At 53.5% G+C, this 18,484-nt stretch carries 22 protein-coding genes; 18 read left to right on the top strand and 4 right to left on the bottom strand.

Going from position 1 to position 18,484, the window contains the following annotated elements; translation table 11 throughout:
• Positions 1–239 precede the first annotated feature (239 nt).
• The 3 genes from BHK98_RS04685 to BHK98_RS04675 are packed head-to-tail and all read right to left on the bottom strand — an operon-like array spanning position 240 to position 3,263.
• Positions 240–1,994, bottom strand: a complete 1,755-nt coding sequence (locus BHK98_RS04685; RefSeq protein WP_143404534.1) for a hypothetical protein — start codon at positions 1,992–1,994, stop codon at positions 240–242.
• Positions 1,966–2,865: an ABC transporter ATP-binding protein gene (locus BHK98_RS04680; RefSeq protein WP_075712412.1), complete on the bottom strand. Its 900-nt coding sequence runs from the start codon at positions 2,863–2,865 to the stop codon at positions 1,966–1,968. The genes BHK98_RS04685 and BHK98_RS04680 overlap by 29 nt, the downstream gene beginning before the upstream one ends.
• Positions 2,862–3,263: a GntR family transcriptional regulator gene (locus BHK98_RS04675; protein ID WP_075712411.1), complete on the bottom strand. Its 402-nt coding sequence runs from the start codon at positions 3,261–3,263 to the stop codon at positions 2,862–2,864. Before BHK98_RS04675 ends, BHK98_RS04680 begins: the two co-directional genes overlap by 4 nt.
• Before the next feature lie 263 nt (positions 3,264–3,526).
• Here BHK98_RS04675 and sppA point away from each other — a divergent pair, with 263 nt between their 5' ends.
• The 15 genes from sppA to BHK98_RS04600 all read left to right on the top strand — a co-directional run bounded on the left by sppA (position 3,527) and on the right by BHK98_RS04600 (position 14,383).
• Positions 3,527–4,582, top strand: a complete 1,056-nt coding sequence (gene sppA, locus BHK98_RS04670) for a signal peptide peptidase SppA (RefSeq protein WP_083628049.1) — start codon at positions 3,527–3,529, stop codon at positions 4,580–4,582.
• 210 nt (positions 4,583–4,792) lie between these two features.
• The gene (gene ylxM, locus BHK98_RS04665; RefSeq protein WP_075714969.1) at positions 4,793–5,149 is read left to right on the top strand and encodes a YlxM family DNA-binding protein; all 357 of its coding nucleotides are present in this window, start codon (positions 4,793–4,795) and stop codon (positions 5,147–5,149) included.
• Between the two features lies 1 nt (position 5,150).
• Entirely contained in the window at positions 5,151–6,491 is a 1,341-nt protein-coding gene (ffh, locus tag BHK98_RS04660; protein ID WP_075712410.1) for a signal recognition particle protein, read from the top strand.
• 141 nt (positions 6,492–6,632) lie between these two features.
• The gene (gene rpsP, locus BHK98_RS04655; protein WP_075712409.1) at positions 6,633–6,875 is read left to right on the top strand and encodes a 30S ribosomal protein S16; all 243 of its coding nucleotides are present in this window, start codon (positions 6,633–6,635) and stop codon (positions 6,873–6,875) included.
• Positions 6,876–6,892: 17 nt separating this feature from the next.
• Entirely contained in the window at positions 6,893–7,180 is a 288-nt protein-coding gene (locus tag BHK98_RS04650) for a KH domain-containing protein (protein WP_083628048.1), read from the top strand.
• Between the two features lie 85 nt (positions 7,181–7,265).
• Positions 7,266–7,766, top strand: coding sequence for a ribosome maturation factor RimM (gene rimM, locus BHK98_RS04645; RefSeq protein ID WP_075712408.1), 501 nt, complete (start codon positions 7,266–7,268; stop codon positions 7,764–7,766).
• Positions 7,763–8,500, top strand: a complete 738-nt coding sequence (gene trmD / locus BHK98_RS04640) for a tRNA (guanosine(37)-N1)-methyltransferase TrmD (protein WP_075712407.1) — start codon at positions 7,763–7,765, stop codon at positions 8,498–8,500. The genes rimM and trmD overlap by 4 nt, the downstream gene beginning before the upstream one ends.
• A 20-nt stretch (positions 8,501–8,520) precedes the next feature.
• A complete protein-coding gene (locus BHK98_RS04635) occupies positions 8,521–9,492 on the top strand; it encodes a biotin/lipoyl attachment domain-containing protein (RefSeq protein ID WP_075712406.1) in 972 nt (323 codons plus the stop codon).
• Positions 9,493–9,525: 33 nt separating this feature from the next.
• Entirely contained in the window at positions 9,526–10,230 is a 705-nt protein-coding gene (locus BHK98_RS04630) for a YggS family pyridoxal phosphate-dependent enzyme (RefSeq protein ID WP_075712405.1), read from the top strand.
• A 14-nt stretch (positions 10,231–10,244) separates the two neighbouring features.
• Entirely contained in the window at positions 10,245–10,796 is a 552-nt protein-coding gene (locus BHK98_RS04625) for a cell division protein SepF (RefSeq protein WP_075712404.1), read from the top strand.
• Positions 10,797–10,799: 3 nt separating this feature from the next.
• Entirely contained in the window at positions 10,800–11,084 is a 285-nt protein-coding gene (locus BHK98_RS04620; RefSeq protein ID WP_075712403.1) for a YggT family protein, read from the top strand.
• 20 nt (positions 11,085–11,104) lie between these two features.
• The gene (locus BHK98_RS04615) at positions 11,105–11,905 is read left to right on the top strand and encodes a DivIVA domain-containing protein (protein WP_075712402.1); all 801 of its coding nucleotides are present in this window, start codon (positions 11,105–11,107) and stop codon (positions 11,903–11,905) included.
• Between the two features lie 71 nt (positions 11,906–11,976).
• Positions 11,977–12,432, top strand: coding sequence for a signal peptidase II (gene lspA / locus BHK98_RS04610; RefSeq protein ID WP_075712401.1), 456 nt, complete (start codon positions 11,977–11,979; stop codon positions 12,430–12,432).
• Positions 12,433–12,437: 5 nt separating this feature from the next.
• Entirely contained in the window at positions 12,438–13,370 is a 933-nt protein-coding gene (locus BHK98_RS04605; protein WP_075712400.1) for an RluA family pseudouridine synthase, read from the top strand.
• 296 nt (positions 13,371–13,666) lie between these two features.
• Entirely contained in the window at positions 13,667–14,383 is a 717-nt protein-coding gene (locus BHK98_RS04600; RefSeq protein ID WP_075712399.1) for a GTP pyrophosphokinase, read from the top strand.
• A 3-nt stretch (positions 14,384–14,386) separates the two neighbouring features.
• Here the strand turns inward: BHK98_RS04600 and BHK98_RS04595 are convergent, their stop codons facing one another.
• Positions 14,387–16,081: an Rqc2 family fibronectin-binding protein gene (locus tag BHK98_RS04595; protein WP_075712398.1), complete on the bottom strand. Its 1,695-nt coding sequence runs from the start codon at positions 16,079–16,081 to the stop codon at positions 14,387–14,389.
• Between the two features lie 224 nt (positions 16,082–16,305).
• Here BHK98_RS04595 and BHK98_RS04590 point away from each other — a divergent pair, with 224 nt between their 5' ends.
• From BHK98_RS04590 to rpoZ, 3 genes are all read left to right on the top strand, one after another.
• Positions 16,306–17,190 (top strand): YicC/YloC family endoribonuclease, encoded by an 885-nt coding sequence (locus BHK98_RS04590; RefSeq protein ID WP_075712397.1) that lies wholly within the window; start codon positions 16,306–16,308, stop codon positions 17,188–17,190.
• 110 nt (positions 17,191–17,300) lie between these two features.
• Complete coding sequence (gmk, locus tag BHK98_RS04585) at positions 17,301–17,933, top strand: guanylate kinase (RefSeq protein WP_075712396.1); 633 nt, start codon at positions 17,301–17,303, stop codon at positions 17,931–17,933.
• The gene (rpoZ, locus tag BHK98_RS04580; protein WP_075712395.1) at positions 17,934–18,293 is read left to right on the top strand and encodes a DNA-directed RNA polymerase subunit omega; all 360 of its coding nucleotides are present in this window, start codon (positions 17,934–17,936) and stop codon (positions 18,291–18,293) included.
• The last annotated feature ends 191 nt before the right edge of the window (positions 18,294–18,484 follow it).

Here is an 18,484-nt window from a genome sequence, read left to right as displayed (position 1 = left end):
ACAAAAGACAAAAGAGAAAACAAAGTTTATAAAGCATATAAAGAGCGGCTGTGAAGCCGGCGATATCAGGAACGCCGGCACACAGCCGTTTTTCTGTGAGGAGCGGAAACCGGAAAGGCTTCCATACATTAATTCGCGCCGGCGCACAGCCTCCGGACGGATCGGGCTGTGTGCCGCGGCGCTTCTGACAAACTGCCTTCAGCGCCCGTTAAGTCCGACGGGGACTTAGCAGGCAGACACTATTTGTCACTTTCGGAGTTCAGCGTTTTCAATTCCTTCAGATATCCCCGGCTCTGCAGGAATTTCATGGTATTCCGGTCGCTCTTCTGAACCGGAAGATAGATGGTGCTCTCATTGTTTCCCTGCTCGACATTCAGAAAGTACAGGTTGGAATTTTCCATCAGAGCTTTCAGGATGCTGCCTGAAATGGAACGCAGATCCTTTCTGTATGCGCTGAACAGGCGGTTCCAGTCAGAGCGTCTGATCTGCAGCGCCGCTTCATCGAGACTGAGGCTGACATTGGATGCCCTTGACTGGAATTTAGAGACTCTGCCGGTGATTTTCTCAATTACCTCCGGAGCCGCGAACAGAGTCTGGAGTGCCCGGAAGGATTCAGGGTGATCCTTGCTGTACATGCAGCTGTAGGTTCTGTGCATTGCGGTTCCGTTTTTCAGGCGATAGGTTATCGTGATATCGGTACTCCAGTCAGCATCGGCGTCGTTTACCTCGCGGGAGTCGATAAGCTCCTTCTGCAGGGCGATGGTTTTGTTCACCGCAGCTCTTCCCGTAAGCCGCAAGGGTGCGTATCCGGTGACGTCTGAGACCAGATCGGAGGTGATTTCGACCGCGGCGACATCGGAAGTCTCTGGAGTTCTGGTGCCGTAACCGCTCAGATCGAAGACGGTGAAACAGAGAAAGACCGCTGCGATAACTGCATAAATCCCGAATTTCTTCAGCGTACTCCGGTTGAGCACATGGGTGATTCCGTCTGCAATGGCGCGGCTGATCAGGTAGTACACCGCGGAGAATATGACAAACAGAATCAGATAGCGGATCCGGAACGAATTATTGATATGTGCGCCCGAGGTCAGGACGACCATCATGAAACTTGCGGACGGCACCGCACAGATGAAGGTCAGAAGAATGCAGATGATGTCCGCAACCAGCGGGAAGACGCAGGCGCGCTCCTCACGCTCAAGCTTCACCTTCCGGTAGACGAGACGTGCGATGATCAGTACCGCGGCCGCCGCCGGCAGATATAGAAGCTCGTACTGCAGACCGGACGGAACACTTCCGGTTCCTTTCAGCGCCATATAGCTTACCGGTGACAGCTTCAGCGTCCAGTCTGCCAGGATATCGCCCGAATGTCCGTAGAGAAACATCGATTCCGTCATGCGGATGATGATGACCAGGACAAAGGGAAGTCCGTTGAGGAAAAGCGCCAGCAGCGTATGGATCGTCCGGTTCCCGGCCAGAACTCCGGCAAGGACAGAGAGCGCGTAGACAAAGAAGATGATGATCATCGTCTCCGCAGTCCATTCCAGGCAGCGAAGCGACGAAAACAGTTCCGATGCCTGAACCGTGTCGCTGATATCGGTTCTTGCGCCCGACAGAGACATCATCAGGATGCCGTTCGCGGCGACGGGAATCAGCAGCATGAAGAATCCGCTGAGAACGGAGGTGTCGAACAGCTGATTGCGTCCCGACGGAAAACTGTGAATCATCGTGACTGAAGCGCTGTTATGCAGATAGCTGAACACGCAGACCGCCGTCAGGACAGCGAGAATACAGTCAATTCCGATGATCGCGGGATTCTGATTGGAAATTGATATAGAAGCGTAGCTGCTGACGATGTCGAAGCGCTGATAGCACAGGAGCACCGGCAGTATTGAAGACAGAAAATATCCCATAAACCCGAGAACGGGAACAATCCAGTAACGCCGGACATTTTCGCGCATCCAGGTCTTAGAAAATGAGACTGCTGATTTCATCATCGTCACCTCCCAGCTCATAGATAAAGATTTCCTCCAGTGAAAGCGGGAGGATGTCAAAGATAAGCGGATCGTGAACCCGGAGCCTGCTTTCGATCTCCTCTCCGGGAGCGCTGATCAGAAGCAGTTCTACCGAGCCTCTTTTTTCATGGTGGAGCACGTTCAGTCCCGCGAAGGGATCCTCCGGCGCGTCGGCGCCGAAAGCGACCTGAACTTTGTGCAGATCTCCCCGCAGAGAATCCATTTCCCTCTCCAGCTTCATTCTCCCTGCGGACAGGATTCCGATGTGGTCGCAGATTCCTTCCATTTCCCTGAGGTTATGGGAGGAAACCAGAACCGACATTTCCCGGTCGGCCACATCGTCCACGATATACTTCCATACCAGCTTGCGCACGATGGGGTCGAGACCGTCAATCGGCTCGTCCAGCAGAAGATACTTCGGCATGGTGGACATGACCAGACAGAACATGGCCTGCTTTTTCATTCCCTTGGAGAAGCTCCGCAGACGTGCGGTCTCGCTGAGGCGGAAGGCCTGCGTCATTTCGTGGAACCTCCGCTCGTCCCAGGCGGCGTAGCTGCCCGCAAAGATTTTTTTCATGCCGGTCAGATTATATCCGTTCGGAAAAAACAGATCATCGGGAACCAGTCCGATGTGCTGCTTCACGGCAGCGTTTTCCCATACGTCCTCTCCGTCGAACAGGATTTCGCCGGCGTCCTGCCGAAGAACTCCCGCCAGGTGACGGAGCACTGTGGTCTTTCCGGCGCCGTTCACGCCGATCAGTCCGTAAATCGAGCCCGAAGGGACGGTCATATCCAGACCGGACAGTGCCTGAAAGCCGTCGTATTTCTTTGTCAGTCCTCTTGTTTCAATCATAGCTCCTTCTCCTTTCTGACCGATCCGATCAGCGCGTCGATGGCGCTGACGCTCATATCCCGTGCCTCCTCCGGCGACAGTCCCAGATAGAGCAGCTCCTTGAAGGCGCTGACCACATCTGCCAGGGCGCTTTTCACCCGGGCCGGTTCCGCCTTGATGCCGCTCTTCGGGCCGACAAAGGTCCCCTTGCCGGAAACGGTGAAGATGTAACCTTCCCGCTCCAGCTCCTTAAAGGCCTTCTGGACTGTGTTCGGATTGATGGTCAGCTGCCGGGAGAGTGTTCTCACCGACGGAAGTCTGGTGTTCTCCGCGAGAACATCGGTCATGATCAGCTCTTTGATATTGTCGATAACCTGTTCGTAAATCGATTTTCCCGATTTCATATCGAGCTGAAACATCGCAGCCTCCTTTTCTCCTTGCGTCTGCCCGGAAAGGACAGACGCTGATGTATTAACTTACCCCTGTTGTGTGCTAAGTATACTACTTCGGATAGTACACTGTCAAGAGGGAATTTGTCTGCGGGATTTCTTTACAACAAAAGCGGCTCAATGGTATAATACTTAATACATGCACAGTCATTGAATTTGATTGGATAAGCCTGTAATATCAATAATCCGAAGGGGCAATTATTCAGCAGGAATGAGAAGGAGAGATTAATATCATGGAAAACAGAGTAAATACATTCGATTCTCAGGCCGGGAAGGCGAAAAAACCGTTCACCTGGAAGAAGGGCATCCTGATCTTTCTGATTATCCTGGCGGTGATCATCGCTGCGGGAGTTCTGATCAGGGGGCATATGAAGTCTGCCGGCACGGTCGTGGGAGACGGAGGAACGCTGAAGCTCAGTGATCCGTATATCGGAGTGCTTTCTGTAGAGGGGACGATTTCGGAGTCTGACTCCTCCGGGCTGCTGAGCAGCTCGAGCTACCATCACAGCTGGATTCTGAACCGTATCGACGATATGGAGAAGGATTCCAATAACAAAGGAATGATTCTCTATGTCAATTCGCCGGGCGGCAGTGTCTATGCCAGCGACGAGCTGTATCTGGCTATCCGGCACTATCAGAAAAAGACAGGCAGACCGGTCTATTCCTATATGGCCAGCGAGGCGGCTTCCGGCGGCTATTACATCAGTTCGAACTGCGACCGCATCGTTGCGAACCGCAACTGCTGGACCGGCTCCATCGGAGTCACACTGGGAACCATGTATGATATAACCGGGCTGCTGAAGAAATACGGCATCAGAACAGTGACCATCACTTCCGGGAAGAACAAAGCCATGGGCAGCTCCACGGTGAAGATGACCGGGGAACAAAAGAAAATTCTGCAGAGTCTGGTGGACGAGGCATATGACCAGTTCACCGGCATCGTGGCAGAAGGACGGAATATGAGCCTGAAGAAGGTTCGGAAGCTTGCGGACGGCAGAATCTATACCGCGAAGCAGGCGAAGAAGCTGGGACTGGTTGATCAGATCGGAACCTATGAAGAGGCAGTCGCTGATATGAAGGCCCGTTATAAGATGAGCTCCGCTGTGAAGGCGAAGCAAATCGAATACGACGAGAATACCGGATTTCTGCAGAGCCTTCTGAGTGAGAGCCTGAGCAGGGTGCTGGGAAGCGGAAACACATCCGGCGTTTCGGAGCTTGCGGCGCTGAAATCGGTGATGCAGGAGAATCAGACCTTCACGATCACCTATCTGTCCCAGGTACGAAAATAAAGCGGCTCATCATCGGATGCGGGAGCGGAGGCTGTCCCGGATACGGAGATGATGTCAGGAAGAGGATGTTAAGCAAAAATACTTGACACTGACTGCAGCCTGTGTTATATTGGTCAGGTAACGTGGAAAGGGGGCGGAGTGTCCCCGGGCGCCTTCTCCGCAGGGGTGAAAGGCGCGGATCCCGTTAATACGGCGAACGGAGGATGCGGGATGAATGAGATAGCAAAGGAAAGTCTTTTGTTCGATTTCTACGGAAACCTCCTGACAGAAAAGAAACGCCGGGTCATGGAACTCTATCACGAGGAGGATCTTTCCCTGGCAGAGATCGCGGAAAACTTCGGGATCTCCAGAGCCGCGGTGCACGATTCTCTGAAAAGCGCGGAACGGCAGCTGGCGGACTACGAGCGGAAGCTTGGAATGGTGGCGCATATGACCGCGCTGCGGAGCACCTGTGAGCAGGCGCTCGGAATCGTTGCGGAGCTCGCAGAGGACTGCGGAAGAGATCCGCTCGCGCGAAAGAGACTTACAGAGCTCCGGAAGCTTCTGGGGGAACTGGAAAGGGCATGAGATGGCATTTGAGAGTTTATCGGATAAATTACAGAATACCTTTAAGCACCTGAAGGGGAAGGGCGTTCTGACAGAGAAGGACATCGACGCGGCGATGCGCGAGGTCAAGCTGGCCCTGCTGGAAGCGGACGTCAACTTCAAGGTCGTGAAGGAATTCGTGGCGGATGTCAAGGCGAAATGCCTGGGCGAGGAGGTCATGAAGAGTCTGACTCCGGCGCAGCAGGTGATTAAAATCGTCGATCAGCAGCTTACGGAGCTGATGGGTGGCGAGAACGTCAAGCTCAGTTATTCGCCGACAGGCTTTACGACCATTATGATGGCGGGCCTTCAGGGTACCGGTAAGACGACCACCTGCGGCAAGCTGGCCAACTACCTGAAGGAATCGGGGAAGAAGCCTATGCTTGCGGCCTGCGACGTATACCGTCCGGCGGCGATCGATCAGCTGGAGGTGGTGGGAAAGGCCTGCGGAACCCCGGTTTACACTGACCGCGGCTGCCAGGATCCGGTAAAGATCGCCAACGATGCCAGAGCAGAGGCGGAGAGAAAGGGCTATAACGTCCTGATCATTGACACCGCCGGCCGTCTGCAGATCGACGAAGAGCTGATGCAGGAGCTGCAGAACATCAAGGAAAAAGTAAAGCCTCACCAGATTCTGCTGGTGGTGGACGCGCTGACCGGTCAGGATGCGGTCAATGCGGCGAAGGGCTTTAATGAAAAACTGGATGTGGACGGAATCATCATGACGAAGATGGACGGAGACGCCAGAGGCGGAGCCGCACTGTCTGCAAGAAAGGTGACAGGAAAGCCGATCCTGTTTCTGGGAACCGGCGAGAAATACAACGCGCTGGAAGCCTTCCATCCGGACCGGATGGCCAGCCGCATCCTGGGCATGGGAGACCTGCTCTCCCTCATCGAGAACGCTGAGCGGGACTACGATGAGGCGAAGGCGGAAAAACAGCTGGAGCGCCTGAAAAAGAACCAGTTCACGCTGGAGGATTTTCTGGAGCAGATGGGCGAGGTCAAACGCATGGGCGGCATCGGCAAGATTCTGGAGATGATGCCGGGCGTCAGCAGCAGGCAGATGCAGAATGTCAACCTCGATGAGAGCGAAAAGGAGTTCCGTCAGTATGAGGCCATCATTTATTCCATGACAAAGGAAGAGCGGCAGGATCCGAGTATCCTGAACGCCAGCCGGCGAAAGCGCATTGCGGCGGGCTGCGGACTTCCGGTGAGCCGGATCAATACGCTGATCAAGCGCTATGAGGAAACAAAGAAAATGCTGAAGCAGTTCAGCAGACCCGGCGCCATGAAGAAAAACCGCATGCTGCGGGGGCTGTTTTAAAAACGTCCGCATCGACGGCATCGACGGCGGCAGAACCTTCAGCGGCGGAAGCGAGGCGGCATGATGAGTGCCGGAAGCGCCGCGGAACGAATCGTATCATATTTTGTTAACCAAAACATATAAAAAGATGGAGGAAATAAAATGGTAAAAATCAGATTGAAGAGAATGGGAGCACACAAGAAGCCTTTTTATAGAGTTGTTGTTGCAGATTCCCGCACACAGAGAGACGGAAGATTCATCGAAGAGATCGGCTACTTCGATCCCATGGTGGAGCCGAACGTCATCCGCATCGATGACGAAAAGGCGAAAAAATGGCTGGCGCAGGGTGCGCAGCCGACAAATGTTGTAAAGGATCTGCTGAAGAAATCCGGAATCATTGAATAGGAAAGCGGTGATACGCAATGACAAAGTTAGTCGAAACCATTGCAAAATCCCTTGTGGATCATCCGGATCAGGTGATTGTAACGGAAAAGGATGACAGGCAGGGCAGTGTTCTGCAGCTTCGGGTCGCCGGCGACGATATGGGCAAGGTGATCGGGAAGCAGGGCCGCATTGCCAGGGCTCTGAGAACGGTTGTCAAGGCGGCTGCCACCAGAGAAAAGAAGAAAGTGATCGTCGAGATCGTTTCGGAGGAGGAATTCGAGGCGGAATACGGCGGAAAGGAAGCATCGGAAAACGGTGTGAACTGAGAGTAGATCGGCACATGGAAGACCTGAACTTCTGGGGCAGGGTTCCATGTGCTTTGATGATTTTTGCGGATGAATACGGAGAACTATGAGCGAGAAGATACTGATCGGAAAAATCGTGAATGTGTTCGGCCTTGCCGGCGAGGTGAAGGTCTATAATTATTCGGGGTCAGAGAACCGCTACGAGGAGCTGGAGAAGATCTTTGCCGGCGGAGAACTGTACCGGATTCAGCAGGCGCGCCGTCAGAAGAACATGATCCTGCTGAAGCTGGAGGGTGTGGACGACCGCGACGCGGCGGAACGGCTGCGGGGAAAAAACGTCTACATGAGGGAGGAGGATCTTCCGGAGCTGCCGGAGGATGAGCATTACATCCGGGACATAATCGGCATGGAGGTGTTCGATGAGCCCTCCGGCCGTATCATCGGGACGCTGAAGGATGTACTTACAGAGCGGGCGCAGCCGGTGTATGTCGTGAAAACAGAAGACGGCGGGGAAGTTCTGATACCGGGGGTACCTGTCTTTGTTAAAAAAATCGACGAGACGGCCCGGCGCGTCACGGTTGCTCTGATAGAAGGGATGCTGCCATGAAGTTCAATGTTCTGACGCTGTTTCCGGAGATGTTCACTCCGATGACGACGAGCATCCTGGGACGGGCCGCGAACCGGGGGCTGATTGAATTCAGCTTTGTGAATATCCGGGATTACAGCCGGGATCCTCACAACCGGGCGGACGATTATTCCTTCGGAGGCGGACCGGGCATGGTCATGCTGGCGGAGCCGATTTTCGGCGCGATGGAGGCTGTGGATGCGGGAACAAAGAAAGTCATCTATATGTCGCCCCGGGGGAGGATCATTGACAGAGAGATTCTGGAATCGCTGGCAGAGGAGCCTGAACTGGTGATTCTCTGCGGTCATTACGAGGGCGTGGATCAGAGGGTTCTGGATTACTGGAACGCAGAGGAGCTTTCCATCGGCGATTATATCGTGACGGGCGGAGAGCTGCCGGCGATGGTGCTGATGGATTCGCTGTCCCGGCTGATTCCCGGAGTGCTGGCCAGCGAGGAGGGCGCAATGGGGGAATCGGTGTATTCCGGCCTGCTGGAGTATCCGCAGTATACCCGTCCGCGCTCCTTTCGGGGGCTTGATGTCCCGGAAATCCTGCTGTCCGGGGATCACAGAAAAATAGAGCTCTGGAGGTTTGAAGAGGCTCTGCGGCTGACGGCGGAGATGAGACCGGAGCTGTTTGAAGATTTTGTGAAGAAACACGGTGAATTGCCAAAAGATGAACAGAAAGTGATGGAAAAAGTACGGGGAATGTTGTAGAATAGGTAAAAGAGGGTTTTATGAAGGGTATTAAAGGAAAGCCAATTTTATTATTCATTCTCGTGCTGGCGGCGCTTTACTGTGTGATCTATGTGATTCCGACGCTTACCGGCGCGCTGAGGTCTTCCTATACCGTGGAATATGGCGAGCTTCAGATTTCCGATGAAACGGACGGATACATTGTCCGGAATGAGAAGGTCTACTTTGCGGGCGCGGGCGGAGAAGAGAACCGCTACATCAGCGCCGGCAGACTGATCCGGAAGGGTACGAAGGTCATGACGCTGACCGGGAGCAATGATAGCCGGGAACAGCGCAGATACCGGAGGATCCGGGAAAACATCGGCAAGGCGGGGATCACGACGGGCAGCTTCGCCGCTCAGGCGGAGGGCGTTGTGAGCTATTACGCCGACGGATACGAGGCTGAGTTCACCCCCTCTGCTATTGACAAAAAGAAATACGATGATTTCAGGGAACTGGGAAAGGCGGAGAGCATTGACCTGGCGCGGAGCGAGGTCGCGAAGGGCGACCCGGTCTTTAAAATCGTGGATCGGTCCGGCTGGTATCTGGTGTGCTATGTTCCCCTCGAAAACAGGAGCCGGTATAAGACCGGCGAGCGGTACACTCTGGTGCTGAATCAGAAGACAGAGATTTACGGAAAGGTGACAGGAGTGACCAGGGAGGGGAGCCGTCTGAAGCTGGTGATCCGGACAGACTATTATTATAAGAGCTTTGCGTCGGTACGGACGGTGCCGGTGAAGATCATTACCTCTGACGCGACCGGGCTTGTGATTTACAATTCCAGTATCACAAAGAAGAACGGGAAGAAGGGAGTCTATGTCCGGCAGAACAGCGGGAAATACAAATTCACGCCCATTCAGGTGATTACTACCGACGGGAAGAAATCCGTGATCAGCAGCTCCAGTTTTTATGATTCCGGCGGGAATGCGGTCAGTACCGTGCAGAATTACGATGAGGTGCTCAGAAGAGCCTGAAATAAAGATTTATAAGAAAAGACGGTGAGAGTAATGTCAATTAAATCAAACATCGATTATGTAAACGAACTGAAGGCGCAGGCAGCGGAGAAATCCGGGCGGAAGGCGGATGACGTTCTTCTGGTCGCGGTGACCAAGCTCCATACCCCTGCAGAGATCAATGAAGCGATCGATGCGGGAATTACAGATATCGGAGAGAATAAAGTCCAGGAGATTATGGACAAATATGACGCGGTGAAGCCGGTGCGCTGGCATCTGATCGGCCACCTGCAGACGAATAAGGTCAAGTATATCATCGACAAGGTCTGCATGATTCACTCCGTTGACAGTTTTCACCTGGCGAAGGAGATTAACAAACGGGCCGCGCAGCATGATCTGACGATGGACATCCTGATTCAGGTCAATTCGGCAATGGACGAAAACAAATTCGGAATTACTACAGATGAGACGGACGAACTGATCCGGCAGATTTCTGAGGAATGTCCGAACATCCGGATCCGCGGACTGATGTGCATCGCGCCTTTTGAGGAGAATGTGGAGGACGCCCGGCCGTATTTCGCGGCGGTGAAGAAGATATATGACAGATATGCGGATCGGAAAACGGATCGGGTGGATTTCCGGTACCTGTCCATGGGCATGACACACGATTTTCAGGTAGCCGTGGAGGAGGGATCCAACCTGATCCGGGTAGGAACCGCGATCTTCGGGTATCGTGATTATAGAAAAGAAGAGAAATAACAGGAGGAGAAATTATGAGCATTGGGGATTCCATGAAGAAGCTGATCGGCATCGAGGAGCTTGATGAGATCACGGAAGAGGAAGTAAATGCGGCAAAAGATCAGTTGACGAAGCAGGCGCCGATGAGAAGCGCTGCGAAGGAGGTTCCTCAGGCGGCACCGGCGCCCGCGCCGGAGCGTCATCAGACGCCGCCGATGACATCCTCCAGTCCCGCCCGCGGAGAAAGGAGATTTACAGTGACCAGTACCAATGCGTTCAAGCTCGTTCTGCTGGAGCCTAAGACCTTTGAGGAATGTCCGAAGCTCGTGGACAGCCTTAAGAGTAAAAAACCGGTCATCATCAACCTGGAGAAGCTGGAGACCGAGACCGCCAGAAAGATCTTTGACTTCTTGAGCGGAGCGACCTATGCTCTGAACGGAAACGTCCAGAAGGTGGCGAACAATATCTTTATTTTCGCGCCGGAGAACGTTGACATTGCGGGCGGAATCTCCGAGGACCGGCCGGGTCCGGAATTTCCCGCGGACGACAGAGCGACAATGAAAGCGGATAACCCCTGGAGGAAGTAAAGTTTGGCCTATATACTGATAAGAGCGATCAGCTGGTTCGCCAACATTCTGGTTTTTATCCTGATGGGAAGAGCGATTCTCAGCTGGTTCGCGAGAGATCCATATTCATCTCTGGGGAAGGCCTATATGGCGTTTGTACGGCTTTCGGAGCCGATGGTGGCGCCCTGCCGGAAACTGCTCAGCCGATGGAATACCGGTATGTTTGATTTCTCAGTACTGCTGGCGTTCTTTCTGGTCGAGATTGTCGAGAGGGTGCTGATACGGATTATAGTCTTGATCGCATTGTAACGATGTGAAGGGGGAGGCATATGATAACACCACAGGATATTGAACAAAAAGTATTTACTTCCGCGCTGAAGGGATACAAAAGGGAAGAAGTAGACAAGTTTCTGGACGAGATCATGATGGGAATGGAGTCCCTCCTGGCGGAGAACGAGCGACTGAAGAAGAACGTTGCGGATCTGCAGGCGGAGATTCAGGAGCATAAGCAGAACGAGTCTTCTGTGATGGAAACCATCGAGCAGGCGAAGAGTCTCATGAGTGATATCTCTGAGAGCGCGGAAAAGAGAGCGGAAGTGATCATCAAGAACGCGCACGCCGATGCGTCCCGCATCGTGCAGGACGCCAGAGAGTCCGTCGCCAGTCTGACCAGTCAGAGCGATACGATGAAGTCGAACCTGAACACGTTCAGGAACAACTATAAAAAACTTCTGAAGCAGGAGCTGAACCGGATTGACGGTGTGCAGAACGATCTGTTCGCAGATCTGCGGAGCGATTTTTATCCGGGGACAGAGCCGGAGGAGGAGCCGGCTCCGGCTGTTGAGAACGATATGCAGGATCCCGCCATCGCTGCGGGTCTGTTCAGCGAGACGATCAGTGATGAACCTGTCGCGTCGGTCAGAACTCCGATGGACGATCTGTTCTCAGAGCCTGTACCGGTTCAGACGGATTTCGCTGACGAGGAACCGGCGGAGAATATGACCGACAAAACCCTGACCGACCTGGTGCTGGATCAGGAAGATGCCTCGTCCGAATTTGACGAAAATGCGAAGACGATCGTGATGAATGGTTCAGAGGATTTTCTGCATCAGAACCCGGACGGCCGGTAAGGCGCCGGACTGTTGCGAAGTATTGAAATATGGAGCGGAGGCGGGGCAGTTTACTGCCCCGTAAGAACTGTATGAGATATTTTATTGCTGCGGCGGGGATTCTGCTGGCCGATCAGCTTGTGAAGGCGGCTGTCCGCGCGGCTCTGCCGGTGGGAGGCGCTGTTGCCGTGCTCGGCGACTTCTTTCGGATCATCTATATCCGGAACGACGGGGCCGCATGGGGAATCCTGTCGGGCATGCGGGGGTTTCTGATGTTTTTTCCTCTGGTCATGACGGCTCTGATCGTCATTTTCCTGTTGAAAAACCGTCAGATGCACTGGTTGGGCAAGCTGTCTCTGACCATGATCGCGGCAGGCGGCGTCGGGAATTTTATCGACCGGCTCGTGTTCGGCTATGTGACGGATATGTTTTCCTTCTCGCTGTTCCCGCCGGTGTTTAATGTGGCAGATATTGCTGTGACAGTGGGCTGCGGCCTTCTGATGATATTTGTTTTCCGAGGAGAGAAATTATCACAGAAAAGAGGATAGGAACGATCGACAGATTCAGGTATGAAATCAGTGAAGAAACAGCAGGCAAACGTCTTGATTCAGTGCTGGCGAAGGCAATTGACGGGATGTCTCGTTCTCATGTCCAGAATATTTTTGATCTCGGAGGGATCCGCGTCAATGGCGAACAGTGCACATCCAAGAATTATAAGGCTGCTGCCGGCGATATAATCGATGTGGCTCTTCCGGATCCCGTGGAGCTGGAAATCGAGCCCCAGAATATTCCGCTGGACATCGTATATGAGGACGATGACGTTCTCGTTGTGAATAAGCCGGCGGGAATGGTCGTGCACCCGGCCGTCGGGAATCTGGACGGAACACTGGTCAACGCGATAATGTATCACTGCGGCGACAGTCTGTCGTCCATCAACGGGGTCATCCGCCCGGGCATTGTGCACCGGATCGACAAAGACACCAGCGGACTTCTGATGGTGGCGAAGAACGACCGGGCGCATATTTCCCTTTCAAGGCAGTTGTATGAGCACACGATCACCAGGAAATATCTGGCGCTCGTGCAGGACAATATCCGTCAGGACGAGGGTACGGTGGATCTGCCGATCGGCAGAGACCCGAAAAACCGGCTGAAGAAGGCGGTGAACGGCGCGGGAGCCAAGGATGCCGTTACGCATTTCCGCGTGCTGGAGCGCTATGGAGAATATACGCTGATCCGTTGTCAGCTGGAGACCGGCAGGACTCATCAGATTCGGGTTCACATGGCCTATATCAAGCACCCGCTTATCGGTGATCCGCTGTACGGATCCAGAAAACAGATATTCAATGTCAAGGGGCAGATGCTTCACGCCGGGATTCTCGGATTCGTCCATCCGTCCGGCGGAGAATATATGGAATTCCGGGTTGATCCTCCGGAAGAGTTTCAGCGTGTGGTCTGTACGCTGAGAAATAAAACGGAACGCCTGTGACAGACGTTCCGATGCAGACCCGGTACTGAGGATGACGGCAGGAGAGTGATTTTCTTCGTATCGTGAGACAGGGGAATTTGAATTGGTTTGTCGATTGATTTCATGCGATCAGCAGTGTGTATATATGCACTCTTTTATGGGTTCCTCCTCTCTTATCCGATACACCGCACAGTGAGGGACTGCTGTATGGATACTGTAAAACCGTTGTATGGGGAAAGCAAGAGAAACTTTTTCTGATGTCATGGATTCGACTCTGAATGTCGAAATGCAGAACTTAACTGCAGGAGGTCTTGAAAATGAGCGAGGCGAAAATTGCCAGTGTGAACGAAATCCCCAGTGATCTTCTGAAACAGCTGATGCCGAGCCATCCGGAGGATGTGCTTATCGCATTTGATGATTTCGAGTATCTGATGATGCGCTACGAGTCCGCGATCCTGGAGGTGCGGACCAAGCTGGAGATTTTAAATTCCGAACTGACGCTGACACAGGATGACAGCCCGATTTCCTCTATTCATTCCAGGCTGAAGAAGCCGGCGAGCATCTACGAAAAACTTGTCCGACAGGGAAATGACATCAATCTGCGTTCTATTGAAGAAAATCTGAACGACGTTGCCGGCGTGCGTGTGATCTGCGCATTTGTGGACGACATCTATAAGGTCGCGAAAATGCTGGTGCAGCAGGATGACATTACGCTGATCGAGGTGAAGGACTATATCAAGAATCCCAAACCCAACGGATACCGGAGCTATCATATGATTCTGGAGGTTCCCGTTTTCTTTACGCACGAGAAACAGCCGATCCGGGTCGAGGTGCAGATTCGCACCGTCGCGATGGATTTCTGGGCGAGTCTGGAGCATCAGATCCGGTATAAAAAAGATCTGCCTCAGTATAAGGCGGACGAGATTGCTGCGGAGCTGAAGGCCTGCGCGGATACCATCGCGGACACCGACCGCAGAATGCTGGCGATCCGTGAGAAGCTGGGGACCCGCGGCGACAAAGGAAAAAAGAAATGATGTTCAGGCGCGCGTGCTGTTCTCTGACGCCGGCTCCCCGGGATTTACCCATACCGTTTTATTATTTGTGAAAACAACCATCCCCGGCTTTGCCCCGGATGGCTTTTTTACGTAGCGGACCCGGACATAGTCCACCGGCACGTTTTCGGATTCCCTGGCCTTGCTGTGGAACGCAGCCAGAGAAGCTGCTTCGAGAATCGCGGTTTCGGTGGGTTCGTGTCCTTCGGTGAAAAGGATCACATGAGATCCCGGAATGTCCTTGGTGTGGAACCAGTAATCGGTTTTTCCGGCCGTCTGCAGCGTCAGGATATCGTTTTCCCGGTTGTTGCGTCCCACCAGAATCCGGAATCCGTCGCTGGTCGTATAACGGCGGGGCGCAGGCCGGTACTTCTGCTTCTTTTTTCGTCCGGACTGTCTGCGCCGGCGGACGAATCCCGTTTCCTCCAGCTCTTCGCGAAGGTCTTCAATCTCCCGGATGCTGTCCGTGTTGTTCAGAAATGTCAGCACGGATTCCAGATAGTCGATGTTCTGCTGAGTCGATTCCAGCTGAAGTTTTTTCTCCTTCACGGCGGTTTTCGCCTTGCCGAAACGCTTGAAATACTGCTGAGCATTTTTGTTGGGGGAGTACCGCGGATCCAGCGGGATGGTCACATCGCTGCCGTCATAATAATTTGTCACCGTGATTTCCTTCATCCCCGGGCGCATCTGATGGATGTTCGCGGTCAGAAGCTCCCCGTAAAGGCGAAGACCGTCTGAGTTCTCCGCCTGCAGAAGGTCTTCGGAAAGCCGCTGCTTTTTCAGATACAGTTTGTCCAGAGACGCGTTCACCGACCGCACCAGATCATGCGATTTCTGCCGCGCGCGGTTCGAACTCCGCTTATGCTCGAAGTACCATTCCATGGCCCGGCTCAGGCTTTCGAAGGTCATGACTCTGCAGCTCTCTTCAAACGCGGTCAGCGGTACGATGTGGAATTCCCGGGGAGTGCCTGCCTCGTCGATGTATACACGAGGAACAAAATCAAGTTCTTCGATGCTTCGCATCACGCTCGCCAGAAATTCATAACGATCCTCCCGTGCCGCCAGCTCGTCAGCGATTGCGGGGGAAATTCCGCCGATTCTGGAAAGGACAGCCTTCCCTGTATCTCCGGCGTCTCGCAGATCTTCTTCTGTGGCGTCTTTATAGGGGATTTTGTTCTGGGCCGGAGGATATTCATAGAGCTTGCCGGGAAGGAGCTGCCGCGCCCGGTTGACATCGATGGAAATCCGTTTGATGCTGTCAATGATTTTCCCTGTTGTCATATCCACCAGTACGACGTTGCTGTGTTTTCCCATGATCTCGATAATCAGCTTCCGGGCCACAGTAAATCCGAGCTCGTTCAGAGTTTCAAGTGAAATTTCCAGGATCCGCTCAGAATCCTTTTGTTCCACAGCCACGATCCGGCCGCCCTGTATGTGCTTGCGAAGCAGCATACAGAAGGGCAGAGGCTGCGGCGGGTTCACCGGATTCTCTCCGATGAACCGGACGCAGGCCGCCGAACTGTCAACTGTGATATAAAGCCGGCGGTTTCCCTTCCGGGTATGGATGTGGAGAACCAGCTCATCCGCCTCCGGCTGGTAAATTTTATCGATTTTCCCCATGGTGATCTGCTCTGCCAGCTCGCCGGCGATCGCCTGGGTGATGATTCCGTCAAATGCCATTTCTGTTTCCTTTCTGTCGCTGTCCGGCAGGCTCCGCCGGAATTTGCGCGGCGGAACAGAGCCGCCGCTCTGCCGCTCTGCGGTTTTTCTTCCGGTTCCGGCTGATCCTGCCGGTACGCCCGCCGCGGCGGAACAGTATTATTCTACTTGAGCGATATTGGTTTGTCAATGAAGGCGGATTATGGTAGACTATACAGGGCAGAGGACGTACAGGAGGACAGAAAATGATCAAGAGCATGACCGGCTTCGGCCGCGGAGAATTTTCAGATGGAAAGCGGAGTGTTACCGTTGAAATCAGGACAGTAAATCATCGCTACTGCGATATTGCGGTCAGAATGCCGCGCAGATATTCCTTTGTGGAAGACAAAGTCAGAAAGACGATCCGGGAAAAGATCAGCCGGGGAAAGGCAGACGTTTCTGTCCTTGTGGAGAATATCACAGAAAGCGACGTGACAATTCGGCTGAACGAGCCTGTCGCGGATCAGTATATCGAAAATCTGAACCGGCTGAAAAATGAATTCCGTCTGGACGGTGAAATCAGCCTGTCTCTTATCGCGCAGATGCCGGAGGTTCTGAAACAGATTCCGGATGTGGAGGACGAGGATGAGATGACGCGCTGTATTCTGACGCCGGTGCTGCAGGCAGTGGAGAATCTGGAAGAGATGCGGGCTGCGGAGGGCAGGAAGCTGGCGCAGGATCTGCTGATGCGGGCGGACCTCATCCGCGGACTGGTGTCCCGTATCGAGACGAAAGCGGATGACGTCCCGAAGGAGTACGCGAAACGGCTGCGTGACCGCATTGGTGAACTGCTGGAGGGAAGCGTTGAGATTCCCGAGGACCGGATCATGGTGGAGGCGGCGATTTTTGCGGACAAATGTAACATCACGGAAGAGCTCACCCGTCTGAAGAGTCATATGGACCAGATGAAGACGATCATTACGGAAGGCAGCGGAGCGGATGGGAAGAAGCTGGACTTCCTGGTGCAGGAGATGAATCGTGAGGCGAACACGATCGGTTCTAAAGCAAACAGTCTCGAGATTACGTCGCTGATGCTGCAGATTAAGGCAGAAATAGAGAAAATTCGCGAACAGGTGCAGAACATCGAATAGTCCTTTATTTACCCGGCGGGCATATCCTTTGTTCCCCGGACAGGACTTGAACCGGAACCGCAAACGTGGTATAATTTTGTTTCGACAAAATGACAATCAGAGGAGTTAGAATGGAAGCTTACGCACAGCATACGGGGAAGCTGTTTATCATTTCAGGTCCTTCCGGAGCGGGAAAAGGGACGATCTGCAAAAGACTGATTGAGGACAGTGATCCGGACAGAATGGAACTGTCAGTATCGATGACGACCCGCCCGCCCAGAAAGGGAGAGGTAGACGGGGTCAGTTATTATTTTGTGACGATGGAGCAGTTCCGGGAGAATGTTCTCGCGGACGGATTTCTGGAGCACGCGGAGGTGTACGGAAACTGCTACGGCACGCCGAAGGCGAAGGTCATCGAAAAACTTGAAGCCGGAATTGACGTTGTTTTGGAAATCGATATCCAGGGTGCAATGAATGTAAAGAAGGCGTATCCTGACGGAATTTTCATCTTTATTCTTCCGCCGTCGATGTCGATACTGCGCAAGCGTCTGACGGGACGGGGAACAGACAGCATGGAGATTATTGATATGCGTCTTTCCAAAACGCTGGGAGAGCTGTCGTATATCGAAGAATATGATTATGTCGTCGTGAACGGGGAACTGGAGGAGGCGGTGGATCGCGTCAAAGCGATCGTCGTCGCGGAGCACTCCCGGGTGACGGAGAATATAAACGAACTGATTGAGAAATATAAGGAGGAAATCTAAATGTTATACCCGTCAATAAATGAAATCAGAAAAAAAGCGGACAGCCGTTATACAATCGCGATTCTGGCGGCCAAGCGGGCCCGCGACCTGATCGATGGAAAGCCTGCGCTGACGGAGGACGCACACTGCGACCGGCCGGTTTCCATCGCGGCCTGGGAGATTGCGGAGGGACTGATCACCTATGAGCGTGACGAAACTGCTTCCGATGTGGAATTTGAGGATCCTGCAGATGATGCGGAGCTCCGGGATGCGGCTCCTGCGGAAAAGTTTTCTGAAGAGGAGCCTTCCGCTGAAGACGGGGCTCAGGGAGAAGAGCTGCCGGAGGAGGAGCTGCCGGAGGAACCCGGGGCTTCTGAGTAGCCCCCCGCACAGTTCGGGATGCGGGCCTGCGGAGAGAACCGTGGGACAGACTGCAGATATGCGAATCACAGGCATGCGAGTCACAAATCTGCGAGCACAGGTATATAAGAATGAAGACACCTGCATTTGCGGGTGTTTTTTGTTGATGCCGGGAGAGCGTGAGGGGGATGCGGGTCGGAAAAGGTCGGTAA

Origin of the sequence: Hornefia porci, assembly GCF_001940235.1 — a bacterium.
GTDB lineage: Bacteria > Bacillota > Clostridia > Peptostreptococcales > Anaerovoracaceae > Aminicella > Aminicella porci.
The sequence above is the reverse complement of the archived record's forward strand: the minus strand, read 5'-3'. Positions and strand labels throughout refer to the sequence as shown.